Source organism: Shigella sp. SIG6 (assembly GCF_053555815.1).
Genome location: NZ_JBQZXC010000027.1, coordinates 1 through 21,444 on the forward strand (window position 1 = coordinate 1; position 21,444 = coordinate 21,444).

A 21,444-nucleotide genomic window follows, 5' to 3' on the forward strand; every position below is an offset into this window, starting at 1 on the left:
CCATCGGCAGGAGGTTAAGACTCTTCCTTACGGTTTCACGTACTCGATAGCATTAACATACCAGTTCGCTTCCCCGGCAGGGGTATTCACCACCGCCAGATCGCCGACTTCTTTTTTCAGCAATGCGCGGGCCATCGGGGAATCGATAGAGATGTAATCTTTACGGCCAAAAATTTCATCGTAGCCGACAATACGGAAACGGTGAGTCACGCCATCGTCGTTTTCAATCTCCACCCACGCGCCAAAAAAGACTTTGCCTTCCTGCTGAGGGGAGTAATCGACGATTTTGAGATTTTCCAGGCATTTAGTGAGATAGCGCACGCGACGGTCGATTTCACGCAGACGCTTTTTATTATACTGATAGTCAGCATTTTCGCTGCGGTCGCCCAGACTTGCGGCCCAGGTCACCTTTTTTGTGACCTCCGGGCGTTCTTCACGCCAGAGATAATTAAGCTCTTGTTTGAGTTTTTCATACCCTTCCCGGGTAACCAGGGGCGTTTTCATCTCGTTGATTCCCTTTGTCTGTTTGATAATGCGCACATTGGGTATAACGTGATCATATCAACAGAATCAATAATGTTTCGCCGAATAAATTGTATACTTAAGCTGCTGTTTAATATGCTTTGTAACAATTTAGGCTGAAATTCATACCAGATTTAGCTGGTGACGAACGTGAGCTTTTTTAAGAATACACGCTTACAAATTGTTGCGAACCTTTGGGAGTACAAACAATGCAAGAGAACTACAAGATTCTGGTGGTCGATGACGACATGCGCCTGCGTGCGCTGCTGGAACGTTATCTCACCGAACAAGGCTTCCAGGTTCGAAGCGTCGCTAATGCAGAACAGATGGATCGCCTGCTGACTCGTGAATCTTTCCATCTTATGGTACTGGATTTAATGTTACCTGGTGAAGATGGCTTGTCGATTTGCCGACGTCTTCGTAGTCAGAGCAACCCGATGCCGATCATTATGGTGACGGCGAAAGGGGAAGAAGTGGACCGTATCGTAGGCCTGGAGATTGGCGCTGACGACTACATTCCAAAACCGTTTAACCCGCGTGAACTGCTGGCCCGTATTCGTGCGGTGCTGCGTCGTCAGGCGAACGAACTGCCAGGCGCACCGTCACAGGAAGAGGCGGTAATTGCTTTCGGTAAGTTCAAACTTAACCTCGGTACGCGCGAAATGTTCCGCGAAGATGAGCCGATGCCGCTCACCAGCGGTGAGTTTGCGGTACTGAAGGCACTGGTCAGCCATCCGCGTGAGCCGCTCTCCCGCGATAAGCTGATGAACCTTGCCCGTGGTCGTGAATATTCCGCAATGGAACGCTCCATCGACGTGCAGATTTCGCGTCTGCGCCGCATGGTAGAAGAAGATCCAGCGCATCCGCGTTACATTCAGACCGTTTGGGGCCTGGGCTACGTCTTTGTACCGGACGGCTCTAAAGCATGAGGCGATTGCGCTTCTCGCCACGAAGTTCATTTGCCCGTACGTTATTGCTCATCGTCACCTTGCTGTTCGCCAGCCTGGTGACGACTTATCTGGTGGTGCTGAACTTCGCGATTTTGCCGAGCCTCCAGCAGTTTAATAAAGTCCTCGCGTACGAAGTGCGTATGTTGATGACCGACAAACTGCAACTGGAGGACGGCACGCAGTTGGTTGTGCCTCCCGCTTTCCGTCGGGAGATCTACCGTGAGCTGGGGATCTCTCTCTACTCCAACGAGGCTGCCGAAGAGGCAGGTCTGCGTTGGGCGCAACACTATGAATTCTTAAGCCATCAGATGGCACAGCAACTGGGCGGCCCGACGGAAGTGCGCGTTGAGGTCAACAAAAGTTCGCCTGTCGTCTGGCTGAAAACCTGGCTGTCGCCCAATATCTGGGTACGCGTGCCGCTGACCGAAATTCATCAGGGCGATTTCTCTCCGCTGTTCCGCTATACGCTGGCGATTATGCTATTGGCGATAGGCGGGGCGTGGCTGTTTATTCGTATCCAGAACCGACCGTTGGTCGATCTCGAACACGCAGCCTTGCAGGTTGGTAAAGGGATTATTCCGCCGCCGCTGCGTGAATATGGCGCTTCGGAGGTGCGTTCCGTTACCCGTGCCTTTAACCATATGGCGGCTGGTGTTAAGCAACTGGCGGATGACCGCACGCTGCTGATGGCGGGGGTAAGTCACGACTTGCGCACGCCGCTGACGCGTATTCGCCTGGCGACTGAGATGATGAGCGAGCAGGATGGCTATCTGGCAGAATCGATCAATAAAGATATCGAAGAGTGCAACGCCATCATTGAGCAGTTTATCGACTACCTGCGCACCGGGCAGGAGATGCCGATGGAAATGGCGGATCTTAATGCAGTGCTCGGTGAGGTGATTGCTGCCGAAAGTGGCTATGAGCGGGAAATTGAAACCGCGCTTTACCCCGGCAGCATTGAAGTGAAAATGCACCCGCTGTCGATCAAACGCGCGGTGGCGAATATGGTGGTCAACGCCGCCCGTTATGGCAATGGCTGGATCAAAGTCAGCAGCGGAACGGAGCCGAATCGCGCCTGGTTCCAGGTGGAAGATGACGGTCCGGGAATTGCGCCGGAACAACGTAAGCACCTGTTCCAGCCGTTTGTCCGCGGCGACAGTGCGCGCACCATTAGCGGCACGGGATTAGGGCTGGCAATTGTGCAGCGTATCGTGGATAACCATAACGGGATGCTGGAGCTTGGCACCAGCGAGCGGGGCGGGCTTTCCATTCGCGCCTGGCTGCCAGTGCCGGTAACGCGGGCGCAGGGCACGACAAAAGAAGGGTAAATAAACGGGAGGCGAAGGTGCCTCCCGTTTTGCTTTCTATAAGATACTGGATAGATATTCTCCAGCTTCAAATCATTACAGTTTCGGACCAGCCGCTACCAGCGCGGCACCCGCAGGGGTGTCGGTGTATTTATCGAAGTTGTCGATAAACAGTTTCGCCAGGGTTTCGGCTTTTTCCTGCCACTGTTCCGGAGAAGCGTAGGTGTTACGCGGATCGAGAATCTTCGTGTCTACGCCCGGCAGTTCGGTTGGGATCGCCAGGTTAAACATCGGCAGAGTGAAGGTTTCTGCATTATCCAGCGAACCGTTGAGGATGGCGTCGATAATGGCGCGGGTATCTTTAATCGAGATACGTTTGCCAGTGCCGTTCCAGCCAGTGTTAACCAGATAAGCCTGCGCGCCCGCCGCCTGCATACGTTTCACCAGCACTTCTGCGTACTGAGTCGGGTGCAGCGACAGGAACGCCGCGCCGAAGCAAGCGGAGAAGGTTGGCGTCGGTTCGGTGATGCCACGCTCAGTACCGGCCAGTTTGGCGGTGAAGCCAGAGAGGAAGTGATACTGGGTTTGATCGGCAGTCAGGCGAGAAACCGGCGGCAACACGCCGAAAGCATCAGCAGTCAGGAAGATAACCTTAGTCGCGTGGCCCGCTTTGGAAACCGGCTTAACGATGTTATCGATGTGATAGATTGGATAAGAAACGCGGGTGTTCTCGGTTTTTGAACCATCATCAAAGTCGATAGTGCCATCTTCACGCACGGTGACGTTTTCCAGCAGCGCATCACGACGGATAGCGTTGTAGATTTCAGGTTCCGCTTCTTTCGACAGCTTGATAGTTTTTGCGTAGCAGCCGCCTTCGAAATTAAACACGCCGTCATCGTCCCAGCCGTGTTCGTCATCGCCAATCAGGCGGCGTTTCGGGTCGGTGGAAAGGGTGGTTTTACCGGTGCCGGAAAGGCCGAAGAACACCGCAACATCGCCTTTCTCGCCAACGTTGGCGGAGCAGTGCATAGAAGCGATACCTTTCAGCGGCAGCAGGTAGTTCATCATCGAGAACATCCCTTTCTTCATTTCGCCGCCGTACCAGGTGCCGCCAATCAGCTGCATGCGCTCGGTCAGGTTAAACGCCACGAAGTTTTCGGAGTTCAGACCCTGTTCTTTCCACTGCGGGTTAGTGCACTTCGCGCCGTTCATAACGATAAAGTCTGGTTTGAAACCTGCCAGCTCTTCATCGCTCGGGCGAATAAACATGTTTTTGACAAAATGCGCCTGCCAGGCCACTTCGGTGATGAAACGGACGGAAAGACGAGTATCCGGGTTCGCACCACAGAAAGCGTCGACAACGAACAGACGTTTGCCGGAAAGCTGCCTGGTCACCAGGCCTTTCAGATGCTGCCAGGTTTCCGGAGAGAGAGGTTTGTTGTCGTTCTTACCTTTGCCTTTGTCTGCCCACCAGAAAGTATCGCGAGTGGTATCGTCACGGACGATATACTTATCTTTTGGTGAACGACCGGTGAAGATCCCGGTATCGACGGCAACGGCACCCAGATTAGTTAACACCCCGCGCTCATAACCTGTCAGGCTCGGATCGAGCTCTTCCTGATACAGCAGGTCGTAGCTTGGGTTGTAAACGATATCATGTACGTCACTGATACCATAAGCCTCGAGTTCTTGCGGGGTCAAACCATTGTTAACGCGCATTTCACTGCTCCTTAGCCAATATGTATTGCCTGAATAGTAAAGTCTTTTTGGGGGTGTTAACCGCGACAAGGCTCATAGATTTACGTATCTGGAGAAATTCATATTTGACAAAAAACTCCGTGATTCCTGTCACGAAACGGTTGCTATTATCGCAGAAATAGCATTTTAGGTGTGGAAAATGTTATCAAAAGGTTAAATCTTGGTTTATATGGCGGGAATATTGTGAGTGGAATCGCATTCCTGAATGAAATTGATGCAAATTCAACCGGTAAAGTATCGATTCACCACGCTAACTTTTTTTGATTATTTTCTGAAAAAAGCAAAATACTACTGCCCGGATGCGATAATTAACCCACCTTTTGATTCTGGATAACCAACATGGATAACGTTGAACTTTCACCGGCAACACGCTGGGGGATGATTGCTACCGGATTACTTCAGGGGCTGGTTTGCTACCTGCTTATCGCCTGGCTTGCCGGAAAAAATCACAGTTGGATTGTTTATGGCGTGCCTGCGACCGTCGCGTTTTCATCCGTTTTACTCTTCTCCGTGATCTCTTTTAAACAGAAGCGCCTTTGGGGATGGCTGGCGCTGGTGTTTATTGCCACGACAGGGATGAGCGGTTGGCTGAAGTGGCAAACTGATGGCATGAACCCCTGGAGAGCTGAAAAGGCGATTTGGGATTTTGGCTGCTATCTGCTGTTGATGGCAATGTTGTTGCTACCGTGGATACAACAAAGCCTTCGTATCCGCAATGGCAGTAGCCGCTATAGCTACTTTTACCAGTCAGTATGGCATAACGTACTTATATTACTGGTGATTTTTCTCTCCAATGGCCTGACGTGGCTGGTGCTTTTACTGTGGGGTGAGTTGTTTAAACTTGTTGGCATCACGTTTTTCAATACGCTCTTTTTTGCAACCGACTGGTTTATGTATCTTACATTTGGTCTGGTTACCGCACTGGCGGTGATCCTCGCGCGTACACAGTCACGTTTAATCGACTCTATTCAAAAGTTGTTCACGCTAATCGCCACGGGGTTGCTGCCGTTAGTATCATTGCTAACCCTGATGTTTATCATCACCCTGCCGTTTACGGGCCTGAGCGCGATTTCTCACCACATCTCCGCCGCCGGGTTGCTGTTAACGCTGGCCTTTTTGCAATTGATCTTAATGGCTATTGTCCGCGATCCGCAAAAAGCGTCACTTCCCTGGACGGGGCCGTTGCGTTGCCTGATTAAAACCGCTTTGCTGGTTGCTCCGCTGTATGTGTTCGTCGCCACCTGGGGGTTATGGCTGCGGGTCGCTCAGTACGGCTGGACTGTCGACCGCTTGCAGGGCGCGCTGGCGGAGCTGGTGTTACTGGTGTGGTCGCTGGGGTATTTTGTCAGTATCGTCTGGCGTAATGGGCAAAATCCCCTTGTTCTTCAGGGCAAAGTGAACCTTGCGGTTTCGTTATTGGTGTTGGTGATACTGGTGCTTCTTAATTCGCCGGTGCTGGACAGTATGCGTATTAGCGTGAACAGTCATATGGCGCGTTATCAGAGCGGCAAAAACACGCCAGACCAGGTAACTATCTACATGCTCGAACAGAGCGGTCGCTATGGACGTGCGGCGCTTGAGTCGCTGAAAAGCGATGCCGGGTTTATGAAAGACCCGAAACGCGCGCGGGATCTGCTGATGGCGTTAGATGGAGGGCAACATCTTCAGGAACAGGTATCGGAAAAAGTATTAGCCGAAAATGTGTTAATTGCCCCTGGTTCTGTTAAACCGGATGCGACATTCTGGTCGGCCTTAATCCAGGATCGCTATAACGTGATGACCTGTATTGAAAAAGACGCCTGCGTACTGGTCGAGCAAGATCTGAATAGTGATGGTCAGGCGGAGCGGATCCTGTTTGCTTTTAATGATGACAGAGTCATTGTCTATGGCTTTGACTCAGACAGAAAAGAATGGGACGCGCTTGATATGAGTTTACTTCCGAACGAAATAACGAAAGAAAAATTACTCACAGCTGCGAAGGATGGAAAACTGGGGACGAGGCCGAAAGCGTGGCGCGATCTGACGGTAGATGGTGAAACGCTGGAAATAAACTTAAGTAAGTGACAACGCTTTTATCGGATACGACGCTGTATCTGACCAAAATAATTTGCGATTTATTTCATAGGCGCTGGTAAGCGCAGCACATCAGGCCATTAAGTCGTAAAATCCGGCAGAGCCCTCTCTGCCGGACATACTCATTAATGAACTTGCGGATCTGCCGGAGACGCGTTGTTGCGGATTTCAGCAATATCCATCGCATTGAACAGATAGTGGTTACCGCAGTAATCACAATGCATGTCAATTTCGCCATCTTCCGCCAGGATGCTATCAACTTCTTCATCAGGCAGCGTTTTCAGCGCATCGGCGCAACGTTCACGCGAGCAGGTGCATTTGAACTCCACATCCTGCGGATCGTAAACCGTCACCTCTTCTTCGTGATACAAACGCCACAACACTTCGTTTGCCGGTAAGGTCAGCAGTTCTTCGGTTTTGATGGTTTCGGTTAGCGTCGCCAGGTGGTCAAAGTCGTCCTGCTGGGTATTTTGCGCAGGCATTACCTGCAACAACATACCGCCTGCAGCCGGTTTGCCGTCTACGTCGCCGGTGCGAATAAACAGGCGCGTCGGCAGCTGTTCAGAACGCATAAAGTAATCTTCTAGGCAGGCCGCCAGGGTATCACCTTCCAGACCAACTACGCCCTGATAGCGTTCGCCTTCGCTCGGGGTAATGGTGATCACCACGTAACCATTGCCGACCTGCGTTTTCAGGTCGGCATTTTCTGGAATTTCGCCCTGCACGCGCGCCACACCGCGCATTTGCTGGTTATTGTTACCGTTAATAACCGCCAGATTCATCGGACCGTCGCCCTGCAGCTGTACGGTGATATCACCATCAAACTTCAGCGTAGCGGTTAACAGGCTGGTCGCAACCAGCAGTTCTGCCAGCACGTTTTTAACGGGCTGCGGATAATCGTGGTTCTCAAGGATCTGTTGCAGGGTTTCCGAAACGGTTACCAGTTCGCCGCGAACGGCAAAATTTTCAAACAGATAGCGATGTAATTGGTCATGTTGCGGCATAATCATCTCTCTTGCAGGTGACAGTTATTCACTGTCGCCGTGTTTAAATCGTAACAGGTCGCGGCGCTCTTTTTTGTCCGGGCGTCGGTCCGGGTGCGGCATGGTTAAGGCATTAAGTTTACGTGCCATCGCCATTTTTTCGCGTTTCTCTACACTTTCCGCAGTCTCTTCATACAGCAAGGCTGCCTCGCTGGCGGGGAGACGCTGTTCAGTAATCGCCTTTACAATCACCGTGCGTTCGTCATTTCCCTGGCGCAGAGTGAGCGTGGCATTCAGCTCGACGATTTTGCTCGGCTTGCTGCGCTGCCCGTTGTAATGCACCTTACCGCCTTCAATCATTTCACGGGCCAGCGCGCGGGTTTTATAAAAACGGGCAGCCCATAGCCATTTATCCAGTCGAACCTCAACAGCAGGTTTCTCTTTCATGGCGTCTCCTTCACATTAGCGAGGGGATCAGGCGGCGGTAGTCATTCAGTGACGGATGGCGTTGATACTGTTTCTCGGCAATCCCGGAATCAGGATTAGTCACGCCGAGGCAGTAACGAATACCAAATTGCGCGGCAGCATCGAGAATCGCTTCGCTGTCATCAATAAACAGCGTTCTTTCAGCTTTCAGACCCGTAGCTTCGGCCACCGCATGCCATAACCGCTGATCCTCTTTCGGATAACCAAATGTGTGGGTGGAAAGTAATAAATCAAGGTGTGCGTCCAGACCCGTATGCTCAAGTTTTACCGCCAGGTTGTGCGGATGAGCATTGGTGAGCAAAATTCGCTGCTTACCGCTGGCTTTCAGTGCCTCAAGAAACGGAATGGTATCTTCACGCAGTACGGCGCGCGGTCCCATCTCGGTGGTCATCGCACAGATATCCAGACCCAGTTGCTCACTCCAGTAATCAAGACAGTACCAGTTTAGCGTATGCTGTACGTCGTGATATTGCTGGCGCATATATTCCATCGCTTCCTGTGGCGTAACCCCGTTTTTCGCGCCCCATGTTTCAGGCACCAGCTTTTGCCAGAAATAGTTATCGAAGGCGAGGTCGAGCAACGTGCCGTCCATATCCAGCAGAACGGTATCTACGTCCTGCCAGGCAATGTTGATATGCATGAGGGAAATCTCCAGAGTGAAGCAATTTGCGCGACAGGGTAGCATAACCTGCCGCGCAAACGTGTTATTCGATAAGGCTTTCTGAAGGGGTGATCAGTTGCGGGTTCAGGCAGCTTTCATAATAGGCCTGAATCTCCATCATGCGAGTGCGATGACGCTGGTAACGACGGCAGGCCTGTACGCCATTGTAAATGGCGCTACCCAGCATCGTCAGTAGCAGCAATGTGGTGCTGAGATAGCGCCACAGGCCGGAACGATCCGGGATCGGATGAAGGCCAATATGCTGCGTACCATTGGCGTCAGTGAAGATTTTTGTGACGATACCTTCGGCGTTAAACGGCGTATGCATCAGCATTTGTGCCAGTTTCTGGAAAGCGTTCCACTGTTCTTGCGGCGGGTAGTCGTAAAGTGATGCCGAAGGCCAGGGCTGATCAACAAAATCGCTGCCTTCGTCGCTGACAATCAGGAATCCGCCGGGGGCCGGACTGTTTAGTGATTGTGCCGCTCGCGCCGTTTCATGCGTGATAAACGGCGCGGTGGAGGTTGCCACCAGGTTATCCAGCGATTCCGCACTCACCGGGCGTAATAACACATTCACGCCATCGAGCTTCCCGGCGTTGGCGCGTTTTACCAGCGCGTCCCAGTCTTTACTGTTGCCGAGATTGACCAGCGCATTTTTCAGTCGCACACAGTCATCTTTGGCAGAACATAAATCCGCTGTCTTCAGTACAATGTCGCCAAAATCATCAAGCAATACCATGCCGGATTTTTGAATCGCTGAACGTAATGAGGCACTGACGCGAGATTCATCTTCCGGTTTAGGGTGCAGCTGGCGATTAACTGCTTCAGTCAATGCCGTCGCTTTGTTGACCAGTTCAGATTCTGGTAATGGTAATGAGCGGGCGTCATTCCAGATGATCTGCGAGCAGTCAAACGGTAAAAAAGGTGAATTGGTTTTCGCGCTCCAGGTTCCGGAAGTGCGAATATTACACATTCCCGTACCGCTAATACGCAATGTATCGCCTACCCGCACGCCAGCGTCAGCCAGTTGTTTTACGCTGGTGGCTTCAATGGTCTGCGCGCCTTTCATCCATGAGAGAGTGAATTTCAGCGGCATATCCAGCGGGATCCAGAATAACAGCATAAACAGCACCAGCAGCGAGCCCGCAGCGATAATCGTACTGCGCAGCCAGTGCTGTAACGGAAAGTTTTTTACTTCATCATGCAGCGAAAGATATCGCCCCTGACGCACTACGTGGCGGTCGAGATAGATATCAATATCGGTTTGTTGACCGAGATCCTGAGCAATGTATGGCTGCCAGTGTGCGGGATAGACCAGGTCGATAATACCGAGTGAAATATTGTTGATCTGTTCCTGATCGTTTTCGCCAAACAATCCCCAACGACGGGGTGTACCGCGCAGACAATGAATTTCTCGCAGGGAGGATTTTGCCGGGGGCGCGAATAGCCCCCACAGACCTGCGCCCAGCAGCAGTAATGCGCCGCCTGCCAGCCACGGAACAAATACATCCGGGGTAATCAGGCAGAAAAAGAACATCAGGAAGGAGGCGACGATCAGCAACGCTTCACGCAGCCCGCGCGGACGACTCAGCGCATATTCTTCATGCGTTTCTTTGCGAATATTGAGTAGCTCGATTTGCTCACTCTCTTCCCCGCGAATCGACGCCTGCGTGGACGGAACAGGTTGCAAGGCATAGCCGCGCGTTTCCTGCATGTACTCCTGCAGCGTATGACCGTTGAGTGAAATAACCAACGGCAGCGAATCGGTATGAATCAGTTCAACGGTATTCTCATCGTTGATGTACTGTTCCCAGAAGGGGGGCAGGTGGACTTCTACCGAATCGAGGTAGTAACGCCATTTATTCGGATCGTCGGTAGAGATGCCGTAACGTGTGATAGCGTGTGTCAGCATCATGACGTTGTTGCTTTCGGCATTCAGCGCCAGAGAGATCGGTGCCGCGCTAGCTCCCGTTGGGCCAGGCACCTGTAATACCTGCGTCAGGCTCTCAAGATAATTTTCAACGGCGCTACGTTCTTCAGGTGTGAGTTTACGCGTTTGCGCATCCGCGAAGGCGTTGGTCCAGGGCAGCTGACGCCGTCTGGATCGCACTTTTATCAGCCATCCCGCAAGTAGTGAGCAGGCCAGCAAAGCAGCTAAAAAAATCACAATGGTGCTCATGCTTTCCCCATCTTACTTAGTCTGTCAGGCGTGGTCAGTCGCACCGGACACAATACATGATTCTGCGGTTGGCTATCGGCAAGCGTGGAGTTTAACTTGAGCATCATTAAGCACATCACAGTAACCGCTGATCATAGCAAACCCTCTGAAGGCGGAATATCAGCAAATTCCTGGAGTTATTTCAACCTATTGACTTTTAATTTGATTTGAGGACGATTATTTATTAAGTTACATAAATGTAAATAACATGCAATTCACATTGCCGAAAGCGTGTCCGATATCGCACAATAACCGCTGATTTCACAGCATAGATCCCACGATGAGCAAATCATTACAAAAACCCACCATTCTGAATGTTGAAACTGTAGCCCGTTCCCGACTGTTTACCGTCGAGAGCGTGGATCTGGAGTTCAGCAATGGCGTGCGGCGTGTTTATGAACGAATGCGTCCAACCAACCGGGAAGCAGTGATGATTGTGCCGATTGTGGACGATCACCTGATCCTGATCCGCGAATACGCAGTGGGAACTGAATCCTACGAATTAGGTTTTTCGAAAGGATTAATTGATCCGGGTGAAAGCGTCTACGAAGCCGCTAACCGCGAGCTAAAAGAAGAGGTTGGATTTGGTGCGAACGATCTGACTTTTTTGAAGAAGCTCAGCATGGCACCGTCTTACTTTTCCAGCAAAATGAATATCGTGGTCGCGCAAGATCTCTACCCGGAATCGCTGGAAGGCGATGAGCCAGAGCCGCTACCACAGGTGCGCTGGCCGCTGGCGCATATGATGGATTTGCTGGAAGACCCTGACTTCAACGAAGCGCGTAATGTCAGCGCGCTGTTCCTCGTGCGCGAATGGTTGAAAGGGCAGGGGCGAGTGTAAATGCGTGAAGTTTGCCTGATGCACAACGCTTATCAGGCTTATGGGGTTCCTGCAATATATTGATTTTTCACGGTTTTGTTAGCCGGATAACGCGTTCACCCGCATCCGGCATAAACAAATGCACTTTGTCAGCCAACTGAAAAGGCGCCGAAGCGCCTTTTTAATCAGAACAATTCCTGTGCCTCACCATTATCGATAATGGTCGTTCCCACCTCGTGCACCGCCTGTTGTGTCGGCTGCGTACCTTCGATGAAATACTCTTCGCGGCTGTTGCCACCATTAGCTAACTGCCCGGTGCTGCGATCGATATTCACCGTCACAATACCCGGAGGCGGCGTCAGTGGCTGCTCCGGCACACCTTCAAGAACGGCTTTCATATAAGCGTCCCATGCAGGCTGGGCACTCTTGGCACCGCCTTCGTAACCTGAGATCTGATCTTTAATCGCTCCGGAAGCCGTTGTATGACCGAGATTACGACGGTGATCATCAAAGCCAATCCAGACCGAGGTCACAACGCCCGGACCGTAACCCGAGAACCACGCATCTTTCGAACTGTTAGTGGTACCGGTTTTCCCGCCGATATCGCGACGCTGCAAATCACGACCTGCACGCCAGCCGGTACCCTGCCAGCCTGGTTCACCAAAGATATTGGTGTTCAAAGCACTCTTAATCAGGAATGCCAGCGGAGTGTTGATGACGTGCGGTGCGTACTCCTGCGCGCCAGTCTTCGCCACTAACGCCTGATTTGCCTGCTCCAGCTGCGGCATTGGTACAGAAACATTCTGCTGCTCGCGGGAGATAGCGACATCTTCAACATCGTTATTTTCCAGCACGTTCGATTTCTGCGTATCACCGTAAATCACTGGAATATCGCATTCCGGGCAGGCTACTTTCGGTTTCGCTTCGAAAATCACGCCGCCCTGATCGTTTTCAATTTTGCTGATAAACCACGGGTCCACTAGGAAGCCGCCGTTCGCCATGACCGCGTAGCCGCGCGCCACCTGCATTGGGGTGAAGGACGCTGAACCCAGCGCCAGCGATTCGGTGTGGACAATGTTTTGCGCCGGGAAGCCGAAGCGTTGCAGATATTCTGCAGCGTAGTCGACGCCCATCGCCCGCATTGCACGTACCATCACCACGTTTTTCGACTGACCCAGCCCCTGACGTAAGCGAATTGGACCAGCATACTGCGGTGGTGAGTTCTTCGGCTGCCAGTCAGAACCGGCACCTGCATCCCAGCGAGAAATTGGCACATCGTTCAACATACTTGCCAGCGTCAGACCTTTATCCATCGCCGCGGTGTAGAGGAACGGTTTGATGTTGGAACCCACCTGACGCAGTGCCTGGGTGGCGCGGTTAAACTTGCTCTGATTGAAATCAAAGCCACCGACCAGCGCCATAACGGCACCATTTTGCGGATTGATCGACACCAGCGCCGAGTTCACTTCCGGCACTTGTGCCAGCCACCATGCATCGCCAACCTGACGAACCCAGATTTGCTGACCCGTTTGCAGAACATCGGTCACTTTACGCGGCGTCGGTCCCTGCTGAGTATCCGAACGGTAAGGACGCGCCCAGCGAACGCCTTCCATACTCAATGCGACGGTCGACCCGTCCGCCAGCATCGCCGTCGCTCCCTGAGGATTGGCGCTGGTGACTGCGGCAGGCAGCAGCGGACCATAGGTCGGCAGCGCCTTCAGCGTATCGGTAATCTTGTTGTTATCCCACGCCGACTCGCCCACTTTCCACAGCACATTTGCCGGGCCGCGATAGCCGTGGCGCATGTCGTAGTCCAGCACGTTATTACGTACCGCCTGCTGCGCGGCCTGCTGCACTTTGCGGGTGATGGTGGTGTAAATGCGATAACCGTCTTCATAGGCACTTTCGCCATAACGGTTATACATCTCCTGGCGCACCATTTCGCTCAGGTACGGCGCAGAGAAAGCAATCTCCGGCGCGTGATAATTAGCGTTAATCGCCTCAGTGCGTGTCTGATCGAACTGTTGCTGGGTGATATACCCTTCATCCAGCATCCGCGACAGTACGACGTTACGCCGCGCGACGGCACGATCCATTGAGTAGAGCGGATTAAAGGTGGAAGGCGCTTTCGGCAACCCGGCTATCACCGCCATTTCGTTCAGCGTCAGTTGGTCGACCGTTTTACCGAAATAGACTTGTGCCGCAGCACCGACACCATAGGCGCGGTAACCAAGGTAAATCTTGTTCAGATAAAGCTCGAGGATTTCGTCTTTCGTCAGCAACTGTTCAATGCGAATCGCGAGGAAGACTTCCTTAATCTTACGCATCAGCGTGCGTTCTGGACTGAGGAAGAAATTTCTCGCCAGCTGCTGGGTAATGGTACTCGCCCCTTGTGACGCGTGGCCGGAGAACAGCGCCACACTTGCCGCACGGAAGATCCCCACCGGGTCAACGCCGTGATGCTCGTAGAAGCGGCTGTCTTCCGTCGCGATAAAGGCTTTCACCATCTCCGGTGGGATTTGATCCAACGTAACCGGAATACGACGTTTCTCACCGTATTGAGCAATCAGCTCGCCATCGGCGCTGTAAATCTGCATCGGAATTTGCAGGCGAACATCTTTTAATGTCGCCACATCCGGCAGTTGTGGCTCGATGTAGCGGTATAGGCCATAAATCGAGCCTGCTCCCAGCAGAATGCAACAGACTGCAAGGATCAAAAAATACTTTACGAACTTCACTGGAAATTTCCCATTTAGTTTCATTTGGGCAGTTTATAAACAAACGCGCGGTAGTATAAAGGCAAGCCAGACGCATTGATATACCCGTCAGAGTGACGGGTGATAAGGAGATCATCACAATGGCATTTAAGATCTGGCAAATTGGTTTGCATTTACAACAGCAAGAAGCGGCAGCGGTTGCGATCGTGCGGGGCGCAAAAGAATGCTTTTTGCAACGCTGGTGGCGGTTGCCGCTGGCGCACGACATTATCAAAGATGGGCGGATTGTTGATGCGCAGCAGCTGGCTAAAACGTTGTTACCGTGGAGTCGCGAACTGCCGCAGCGTCATCACATTATGTTGGCGTTTCCCGCCAGTCGCACATTACAGCGGTCATTTCCGCGCCCGTCGATGTCCCTTGGTGAGCGGGAGCAAACGGCCTGGCTGTCAGGGACGATGGCCCGCGAGCTGGATATGGATCCGGACTCCCTGCGCTTCGATTACAGCGAAGACTCACTCAGCCCCGCTTATAACGTGACTGCCGCGCAAAGCAAAGAGCTGGCAACGCTGCTTACGCTGGCAGAAAGGTTGCGTGTTCATGTTAGTGCGATCACCCCGGATGCCAGTGCATTACAGCGATTCCTGCCTTTTTTACCTTCTCATCAGCAATGTCTGGCCTGGCGTGATAACGAACAGTGGCTGTGGGCGACGCGCTATAGCTGGGGGCGCAAACTGGCGGTGGGGATGACTAGCGCGAAGGAGCTGGCGGCAGCGTTATCCGTTGATCCCGACAGCGTCGCGATATGTGGCGAAGGCGGATTTGACCCCTGGGAGGCCGTTTCTGTTCGTCAGCCGCCGCTACCGCCGCCTGGTGGAGACTTTGCCATCGCGCTGGGGCTGGCGCTTGGGAAGGCGTACTGATGAACCCGCCAATTAATTTTTTGCCCTGGCGACAGCAACGCCGGACCGCTTTTCTGCGTTTCTGGTTGCTGATGTTCGTTGCGCCTCTGCTGCTGGCCGTCGGGATAACGCTAATACTGCGTCTGACAGGCAGCGCCGAAGCGCGCATAGACGCAGTTTTGCTTCAGGCGGAACAACAACTCGCCCGCAGCTTACAGATAACGAAGCCACGTTTGCTGGAGCAACAGCAGTTACGCGAACAGCGTTCGCAACGGCAGCGCCAGCGACAATTTACCCGCGACTGGCAATCTGCGCTGGAAGCACTGGCGGCGCTTTTACCCGAGCACGCCTAGCTGACAACGATAAGCTGGCAGCAGGGAACGCTGGAGATCAAGGGGCTGACAACAAGCATTACCGCGTTAAACGCACTAGAAACGTCACTCCGCCAGGATGCGTCTTTTCATCTCAATCAGCGGGGAGCCACGCAGCAGGATGCGCAGGGACGCTGGCAATTTGAGTATCAGTTAACAAGGAAGGTTAGCGATGAACATGTTCTTTGACTGGTGGTTCGCCACATCACCCCGCCTCCGCCAGTTTTGCTGGGCATTCTGGTTGCTGATGTTAGTTACGCTCATTTTTCTATCATCGACACACCATGAAGAGCGCGACGCATTAATTCGACTACGGGCAAGTCATCACCAGCAGTGGGCCGCACTGTATCGCCTGGTAGACACCACTCCCTTCAGCGAGGAAAAAACGCTGCCCTTTTCGCCACTGGATTTTCAGTTATCCGGCGCGCAACTGGTTTCCTGGCATCCATCCGCGCAGGGAGGCGAGTTGGCGTTGAAAACGCTGTGGGAAGCAGTGCCGTCGGCATTTACACGGCTGGCAGAGCGCAACGTCAGCGTGAGCCGTTTTTCGTTAAGCGTGGAAGGTGATGATCTTTTGTTCACGCTACAACTGGAGACGCCGCATGAGGGTTAAACGCTGGTTGTTGGCAGGTATTGCATTGTGCCTTTTAACCGGTATGCGTGACCCTTTTAAATCGCCGGAAGATCTATGCCGGATTAGCGAACTTAGCCAGTGGCGCTATCAGGGGATGGTAGGGCGAGGCGAGCGCATCATCGGTGTAATAAAAGACGGGCAAAAGAAATGGCGACGGGTGCAGCAAAACGATGTGCTGGAAAACGGCTGGACAATTTTACAGCTGACGCCAGACGTACTAACGCTGGGTACCGGGACAAACTGCGAACCGCCACAATGGTTGTGGCAACGGCAAGGAGATACAAATGAAGCAATGGATAGCCGCACTACTGTTGATGCTGATACCCGGCGTACAGGCGGCAAAGCCGCAAAAAGTGACGCTGATGGTGGATGACGTTCCGGTAGCTCAGGTGTTGCAGGCGCTGGCTGAACAGGAGAAGTTGAACTTGGTCGTGTCGCCAGACGTCAGCGGTACGGTGTCGTTACATCTAACAGATGTTCCCTGGAAGCAGGCACTACAAACTGTAGTGAAAAGCGCCGGACTGATAACGCGGCAGGAAGGCAACATTCTCTCAGTGCATTCCATTGCCTGGCAGAATGACAATATCGCCCGCCAGGAGGCGGAGCAGGCGCGGGCGCAGGCAAATCTGCCGCTGGAAAATCGCAGTATAACCCTGCAATACGCCGACGCGGGAGAACTGGCGAAAGCGGGGGAGAAGCTACTGAGTGCCAAAGGGAGTATGACCGTCGATAAACGCACCAATCGCCTTTTGCTACGAGATAACAAAACGGCGTTAAGCGCGCTTGAACAGTGGGTAGCGCAAATGGATCTGCCGGTCGGGCAGGTTGAGCTGTCGGCGCATATTGTCACCATTAATGAAAAAAGTTTGCGTGAGTTAGGCGTGAAATGGACGCTGGCCGATGCGCAACACGCTGGTGGCGTTGGGCAAGTCACCACGCTTGGTAGCGACCTCTCCGTAGCGACGGCGACAACGCATGTCGGTTTTAACATTGGGCGCATCAACGGACGCTTGCTGGATCTTGAGCTTTCCGCGCTCGAACAAAAACAGCAGCTGGATATTATCGCCAGTCCGCGTCTGCTGGCCTCACATCTTCAGCCTGCCAGCATTAAACAGGGGAGCGAAATTCCATATCAGGTTTCCAGCGGGGAAAGTGGCGCGACGTCGGTGGAATTTAAAGAGGCCGTCCTGGGGATGGAGGTCACGCCCACGGTGTTACAAAAAGGTCGCATCCGGCTGAAATTACACATCAGCCAGAACGTTCCGGGGCAGGTGCTACAGCAGGCCGATGGCGAAGTGCTGGCGATTGATAAGCAGGAGATCGAAACGCAGGTCGAGGTAAAAAGCGGAGAAACGTTGGCGCTGGGCGGCATTTTTACCCGTAAAAATAAATCGGGTCAGGATAGCGTACCGTTGCTTGGCGACATTCCCTGGTTCGGGCAATTATTTCGTCATGACGGAAAAGAAGATGAACGACGCGAGTTAGTGGTGTTTATCACGCCACGACTGGTTTCCAGTGAGTAAACAGCCGTAAAAGCGGTAATGTTTTTATGCTGAACGTGTTTCATCTATTTGACGCGCGCAGGTATTTAGCATACAAGGAGTACCGATTTGAGAGTTGGTGCTCTTCGCTGCCTGCGTTCCATGATGATGATTTATCATTCAGGCGGCATTTTGCTGTCTTTTTTACGCTAATCTTACCCGGTGATTTATCGCCAGAGCGGTGGTAGCAAGGCAGCGCGCTTGCAACGACCAGATATGCAGAGGGATGGGTGATTTATTCAGTTGCCAAACCCGCTGGAGTATTGAGATAATTTTCAGTCTGACTCTCGCAATATCTTATGAGGTTTCAGTTCATGTCCTGCGGCGCTCTCTGAGCGAAGCGGGTTTATCATTAACGAATAGTCTTAGTAGTACCGAAAAAATGGCAGAGAAACGCAATATCTTTCTGGTTGGGCCTATGGGTGCCGGAAAAAGCACTATTGGGCGCCAGTTAGCTCAACAACTCAATATGGAATTTTACGATTCCGATCAAGAGATTGAGAAACGAACCGGAGCTGATGTGGGCTGGGTTTTCGATTTAGAAGGCGAAGAAGGCTTCCGCGATCGCGAAGAAAAGGTCATCAATGAGTTGACCGAGAAACAGGGTATTGTGCTGGCTACTGGCGGCGGCTCTGTGAAATCCCGTGAAACGCGTAACCGTCTTTCCGCTCGTGGCGTTGTCGTTTATCTTGAGACGACCATCGAAAAGCAACTTGCACGCACGCAGCGTGATAAAAAACGCCCGTTGCTGCACGTTGAAACACCGCCGCGTGAAGTTCTGGAAGCGTTGGCCAATGAACGCAATCCGCTGTATGAAGAGATTGCCGACGTGACCATTCGTACTGATGATCAAAGCGCTAAAGTGGTTGCAAACCAGATTATTCACATGCTGGAAAGCAACTAATTCTGGCTTTATATACACTCGTCTGCGGGTACAGTAATTAAGGTGGATGTCGCGTTATGGAGAGGATTGTCGTTACTCTCGGGGAACGTAGTTACCCAATTACCATCGCATCTGGTTTGTTTAATGAACCAGCTTCATTCTTACCGCTGAAATCGGGCGAGCAGGTCATGTTGGTCACCAGCGAAACCCTAGCTCCTCTGTATCTCGATAAGGTCCGCGGCGTACTTGAACAGGCGGGTGTTAACGTCGATAGCGTTATCCTCCCTGACGGCGAGCAGTATAAAAGCCTAGCTGTACTCGATACCGTCTTTACGGCGTTGTTACAAAAGCCGCATGGTCGCGATACTACGCTGGTGGCGCTTGGCGGCGGCGTAGTGGGCGATCTGACCGGCTTCGCGGCGGCGAGTTATCAGCGCGGTGTTCGTTTCATTCAAGTCCCGACGACGTTACTGTCGCAGGTCGATTCCTCCGTTGGCGGCAAAACTGCGGTCAACCATCCCCTCGGTAAAAACATGATTGGCGCGTTCTACCAGCCTGCTTCAGTGGTGGTGGATCTCGACTGTCTGAAAACGCTTCCCCCGCGTGAGTTAGCGGCGGGGCTGGCAGAAGTCATCAAATACGGCATTATTCTTGACGGTGCGTTTTTTAACTGGCTGGAAGAGAATCTGGATGCGTTGTTGCGTCTGGACGGTCCGGCAATGGCGTACTGTATTCGCCGTTGTTGTGAACTGAAGGCAGAAGTTGTCGCCGCCGACGAGCGCGAAACCGGGTTACGTGCTTTACTGAATCTGGGACACACCTTTGGTCATGCCATTGAAGCTGAAATGGGGTATGGCAATTGGTTACATGGTGAAGCGGTCGCTGCGGGTATGGTGATGGCGGCGCGGACGTCGGAACGTCTCGGGCAGTTTAGTTCTGCCGAAACGCAGCGTATTATAACCCTGCTCACGCGGGCTGGGTTACCGGTCAATGGGCCGCGCGAAATGTCCGCGCAGGCGTATTTACCGCATATGCTGCGTGACAAGAAAGTCCTTGCGGGAGAGATGCGCTTAATTCTTCCGTTGGCAATTGGTAAGAGTGAAGTTCGCAGCGGCGTTTCGCACGAGCTTGTTCTTAACGCCATTGCCGATTGTCAATCAGCGTAACAACAAGAAAGGTCAGGCCGCTTATCAAGCGGTCTATTAGCTTCAGGTTAATTGCAACGTGGTAAGCATTAACCTTTTAGTGGGGTGTTAAATGGATGAATTCAAACCAGAAGACGAGCTGAAACCCGATCCCAGCGATCGTCGTACTGGTCGTTCTCGTCAATCTTCTGAACGTTCTGAGCGTACTGAACGTGGCGAACCGCAGATCAATTTTGATGATATTGAACTTGATGACACTGACGATCGCCGTCCGACTCGTGCGCAAAAAGAGCGCAATGAGGAACCGGAAATCGAAGAAGAAATTGACGAATCCGAAGATGAAACCGTGGATGAAGAGCGAGTAGAGCGTCGTCCGCGTAAGCGCAAAAAAGCAGCCAGTAAACCCGCTTCTCGTCAGTATATGATGATGGGCGTCGGCATTCTGGTTCTACTGCTGTTGATCATCGGTATCGGTTCTGCGCTAAAAGCCCCCTCGACCACTTCCAGCGATCAAACCGCGTCTGGCGAGAAGAGTATTGATCTTGCTGGCAATGCGACCGATCAGGCGAATGGCGTGCAGCCAGCGCCGGGAACCACGTCTGCGGAAAATACTCAGCAGGATGTTTCTCTGCCACCGATCTCTTCTACGCCGACTCAAGGGCAAACCCCGGTGGCAACGGATGGTCAACAACGTGTTGAAGTGCAGGGTGACCTGAACAATGCGCTGACCCAGCCACAAAATCAGCAACAGCTGAACAATGTGGCGGTCAATTCCACGTTGCCGACTGAACCCGCAACGGTTGCGCCTGTTCGCAATGGCAATGCATCGCGTGACACGGCGAAAACGCAAACCGCTGAACGTCCGTCCACTACGCGCCCAGTTCGTCAGCAGGCGGTGATTGAACCGAAAAAACCGCAAGCAACCGTGAAAACGGAGCCGAAGCCGGTAGCACAGACGCCGAAGCGTACTGAACCAGCTGCCCCTGTGGCGAGCACGAAGGCACCGGCTGCGACTTCTACGCCAGCACCAAAAGAGACGGCGACTACGGCTCCAGTACAGACGGCATCCCCGGCGCAAACCACGGCAACACCAGCCGCTGGAGGGAAGACCGCAGGTAATGTTGGTTCGTTGAAATCGGCACCGTCCAGCCATTACACTCTGCAGCTGAGCAGTTCCTCTAACTACGACAACCTGAACGGTTGGGCGAAGAAAGAGAATCTGAAAAACTACGTTGTCTATGAAACGACGCGTAATGGTCAGCCGTGGTATGTCCTGGTTTCTGGCATGTACGCTTCGAAAGAAGAGGCGAAAAAAGCGGTATCTACATTGCCAGCAGATGTTCAGGCCAAAAACCCGTGGGCGAAACCGCTGCGTCAGGTACAGGCCGATCTGAAGTAATCAAGGTTATCTCCCGCAATGGTTTATCGTTGCGGGAGCTGCCTGAAGCGCTGGATGCTGTCGGAGCTTTCTCCACA

The 21,444-nt window shown here is 52.6% G+C and carries 18 protein-coding genes and 1 pseudogene; 12 read left to right on the forward strand and 7 right to left on the reverse strand.

Features of this window, described 5'->3' with window-relative positions; all coding sequences use genetic code 11:
* Window positions 1-27 precede the first annotated feature (27 nt).
* Window positions 28-504, reverse strand: a complete 477-nt coding sequence (gene greB, locus ACUU1M_RS06990; protein ID WP_000856735.1) for a transcription elongation factor GreB — start codon at window positions 502-504, stop codon at window positions 28-30.
* 227 nt (window positions 505-731) lie between these two features.
* On the opposite strand from greB, the gene ompR reads away from it, so the two are divergent.
* Window positions 732-1,451, forward strand: coding sequence for an osmolarity response regulator transcription factor OmpR (gene ompR / locus ACUU1M_RS06995; RefSeq protein WP_001157751.1), 720 nt, complete (start codon window positions 732-734; stop codon window positions 1,449-1,451).
* A complete protein-coding gene (envZ, locus tag ACUU1M_RS07000) occupies window positions 1,448-2,800 on the forward strand; it encodes a two-component system sensor histidine kinase EnvZ (RefSeq protein WP_001253696.1) in 1,353 nt (450 codons plus the stop codon). Before ompR ends, envZ begins: the two co-directional genes overlap by 4 nt.
* A 75-nt stretch (window positions 2,801-2,875) precedes the next feature.
* On the opposite strand, the gene pckA is transcribed toward envZ, so the two are convergent.
* The gene (gene pckA, locus ACUU1M_RS07005) at window positions 2,876-4,498 is read right to left on the reverse strand and encodes a phosphoenolpyruvate carboxykinase (ATP) (protein WP_001265681.1); all 1,623 of its coding nucleotides are present in this window, start codon (window positions 4,496-4,498) and stop codon (window positions 2,876-2,878) included.
* A 378-nt stretch (window positions 4,499-4,876) separates the two neighbouring features.
* Here pckA and ACUU1M_RS07010 point away from each other — a divergent pair, with 378 nt between their 5' ends.
* Window positions 4,877-6,601, forward strand: a complete 1,725-nt coding sequence (locus tag ACUU1M_RS07010; RefSeq protein WP_000370834.1) for a DUF4153 domain-containing protein — start codon at window positions 4,877-4,879, stop codon at window positions 6,599-6,601.
* 134 nt (window positions 6,602-6,735) lie between these two features.
* Here the strand turns inward: ACUU1M_RS07010 and hslO are convergent, their stop codons facing one another.
* The 4 genes from hslO to igaA form a co-directional block, all read right to left on the reverse strand.
* Window positions 6,736-7,614 carry an Hsp33 family molecular chaperone HslO gene (gene hslO, locus ACUU1M_RS07015; RefSeq protein WP_005077937.1) on the reverse strand — a complete coding sequence of 293 codons (879 nt, stop codon included), beginning with the start codon at window positions 7,612-7,614 and terminating at the stop codon, window positions 6,736-6,738.
* 24 nt (window positions 7,615-7,638) lie between these two features.
* Entirely contained in the window at window positions 7,639-8,040 is a 402-nt protein-coding gene (gene hslR, locus ACUU1M_RS07020) for a ribosome-associated heat shock protein Hsp15 (protein ID WP_000660482.1), read from the reverse strand.
* 10 nt (window positions 8,041-8,050) lie between these two features.
* On the reverse strand, window positions 8,051-8,719 hold the full coding sequence (yrfG, locus tag ACUU1M_RS07025; protein WP_001295168.1) for a GMP/IMP nucleotidase: 669 nt from the start codon (window positions 8,717-8,719) through the stop codon (window positions 8,051-8,053).
* A gap of 64 nt (window positions 8,720-8,783) precedes the next feature.
* The gene (igaA, locus tag ACUU1M_RS07030; protein ID WP_000104519.1) at window positions 8,784-10,919 is read right to left on the reverse strand and encodes an intracellular growth attenuator protein IgaA; all 2,136 of its coding nucleotides are present in this window, start codon (window positions 10,917-10,919) and stop codon (window positions 8,784-8,786) included.
* Window positions 10,920-11,238: 319 nt separating this feature from the next.
* On the opposite strand from igaA, the gene nudE reads away from it, so the two are divergent.
* A complete protein-coding gene (gene nudE / locus ACUU1M_RS07035; RefSeq protein WP_000045744.1) occupies window positions 11,239-11,799 on the forward strand; it encodes an ADP compounds hydrolase NudE in 561 nt (186 codons plus the stop codon).
* A 164-nt stretch (window positions 11,800-11,963) separates the two neighbouring features.
* On the opposite strand, the gene mrcA is transcribed toward nudE, so the two are convergent.
* Window positions 11,964-14,516, reverse strand: coding sequence for a peptidoglycan glycosyltransferase/peptidoglycan DD-transpeptidase MrcA (mrcA, locus tag ACUU1M_RS07040; RefSeq protein WP_001445924.1), 2,553 nt, complete (start codon window positions 14,514-14,516; stop codon window positions 11,964-11,966).
* 119 nt (window positions 14,517-14,635) lie between these two features.
* Here mrcA and hofM point away from each other — a divergent pair, with 119 nt between their 5' ends.
* The 8 genes and pseudogenes from hofM to damX all read left to right on the forward strand — a co-directional run bounded on the left by hofM (window position 14,636) and on the right by damX (window position 21,367).
* Window positions 14,636-15,415: a DNA utilization protein HofM gene (gene hofM, locus ACUU1M_RS07045; protein WP_001365390.1), complete on the forward strand. Its 780-nt coding sequence runs from the start codon at window positions 14,636-14,638 to the stop codon at window positions 15,413-15,415.
* Window positions 15,415-15,954: pseudogene (gene hofN / locus ACUU1M_RS07050) on the forward strand (DNA utilization protein HofN). The gene hofM and the pseudogene hofN overlap by 1 nt, the downstream one beginning before the upstream one ends.
* Window positions 15,938-16,378, forward strand: a complete 441-nt coding sequence (hofO, locus tag ACUU1M_RS07055; RefSeq protein ID WP_001055753.1) for a DNA utilization protein HofO — start codon at window positions 15,938-15,940, stop codon at window positions 16,376-16,378. The pseudogene hofN and the gene hofO overlap by 17 nt, the downstream one beginning before the upstream one ends.
* On the forward strand, window positions 16,368-16,772 hold the full coding sequence (gene hofP / locus ACUU1M_RS07060) for a DNA utilization protein HofP (protein ID WP_005064917.1): 405 nt from the start codon (window positions 16,368-16,370) through the stop codon (window positions 16,770-16,772). The genes hofO and hofP overlap by 11 nt, the downstream gene beginning before the upstream one ends.
* A complete protein-coding gene (hofQ, locus tag ACUU1M_RS07065; RefSeq protein ID WP_000815976.1) occupies window positions 16,684-17,922 on the forward strand; it encodes a DNA uptake porin HofQ in 1,239 nt (412 codons plus the stop codon). Before hofP ends, hofQ begins: the two co-directional genes overlap by 89 nt.
* 400 nt (window positions 17,923-18,322) lie before the next feature.
* On the forward strand, window positions 18,323-18,844 hold the full coding sequence (gene aroK, locus ACUU1M_RS07070) for a shikimate kinase AroK (protein WP_000818618.1): 522 nt from the start codon (window positions 18,323-18,325) through the stop codon (window positions 18,842-18,844).
* A gap of 56 nt (window positions 18,845-18,900) precedes the next feature.
* On the forward strand, window positions 18,901-19,989 hold the full coding sequence (gene aroB, locus ACUU1M_RS07075) for a 3-dehydroquinate synthase (protein ID WP_000439870.1): 1,089 nt from the start codon (window positions 18,901-18,903) through the stop codon (window positions 19,987-19,989).
* Window positions 19,990-20,080: 91 nt separating this feature from the next.
* Window positions 20,081-21,367 carry a cell division protein DamX gene (gene damX, locus ACUU1M_RS07080; protein ID WP_134799737.1) on the forward strand — a complete coding sequence of 429 codons (1,287 nt, stop codon included), beginning with the start codon at window positions 20,081-20,083 and terminating at the stop codon, window positions 21,365-21,367.
* Window positions 21,368-21,444: the final 77 nt, after the last annotated feature.

Excerpts from the sequence above, each read along its gene's own strand:
- pckA (WP_001265681.1), bottom strand. The coding sequence starts at position 4,498 with ATGCGCGTTAACAATGGTTTGACCCCGCAAGAACTCGAGGCTTATGGT.
- envZ (WP_001253696.1), top strand. The coding sequence starts at position 1,448 with ATGAGGCGATTGCGCTTCTCGCCACGAAGTTCATTTGCCCGTACGTTA.
- aroK (WP_000818618.1), top strand. The coding sequence starts at position 18,323 with ATGGCAGAGAAACGCAATATCTTTCTGGTTGGGCCTATGGGTGCCGGA.
- ompR (WP_001157751.1), top strand. The coding sequence starts at position 732 with ATGCAAGAGAACTACAAGATTCTGGTGGTCGATGACGACATGCGCCTG.
- hofP (WP_005064917.1), top strand. The coding sequence starts at position 16,368 with ATGAGGGTTAAACGCTGGTTGTTGGCAGGTATTGCATTGTGCCTTTTA.
- igaA (WP_000104519.1), bottom strand. The coding sequence starts at position 10,919 with ATGAGCACCATTGTGATTTTTTTAGCTGCTTTGCTGGCCTGCTCACTA.
- hofO (WP_001055753.1), top strand. The coding sequence starts at position 15,938 with ATGAACATGTTCTTTGACTGGTGGTTCGCCACATCACCCCGCCTCCGC.
- hslR (WP_000660482.1), bottom strand. The coding sequence starts at position 8,040 with ATGAAAGAGAAACCTGCTGTTGAGGTTCGACTGGATAAATGGCTATGG.
- hslO (WP_005077937.1), bottom strand. The coding sequence starts at position 7,614 with ATGCCGCAACATGACCAATTACATCGCTATCTGTTTGAAAATTTTGCC.
- hofQ (WP_000815976.1), top strand. The coding sequence starts at position 16,684 with ATGAAGCAATGGATAGCCGCACTACTGTTGATGCTGATACCCGGCGTA.
- nudE (WP_000045744.1), top strand. The coding sequence starts at position 11,239 with ATGAGCAAATCATTACAAAAACCCACCATTCTGAATGTTGAAACTGTA.
- ACUU1M_RS07010 (WP_000370834.1), top strand. The coding sequence starts at position 4,877 with ATGGATAACGTTGAACTTTCACCGGCAACACGCTGGGGGATGATTGCT.
- hofM (WP_001365390.1), top strand. The coding sequence starts at position 14,636 with ATGGCATTTAAGATCTGGCAAATTGGTTTGCATTTACAACAGCAAGAA.
- greB (WP_000856735.1), bottom strand. The coding sequence starts at position 504 with ATGAAAACGCCCCTGGTTACCCGGGAAGGGTATGAAAAACTCAAACAA.
- aroB (WP_000439870.1), top strand. The coding sequence starts at position 18,901 with ATGGAGAGGATTGTCGTTACTCTCGGGGAACGTAGTTACCCAATTACC.
- damX (WP_134799737.1), top strand. The coding sequence starts at position 20,081 with ATGGATGAATTCAAACCAGAAGACGAGCTGAAACCCGATCCCAGCGAT.
- yrfG (WP_001295168.1), bottom strand. The coding sequence starts at position 8,719 with ATGCATATCAACATTGCCTGGCAGGACGTAGATACCGTTCTGCTGGAT.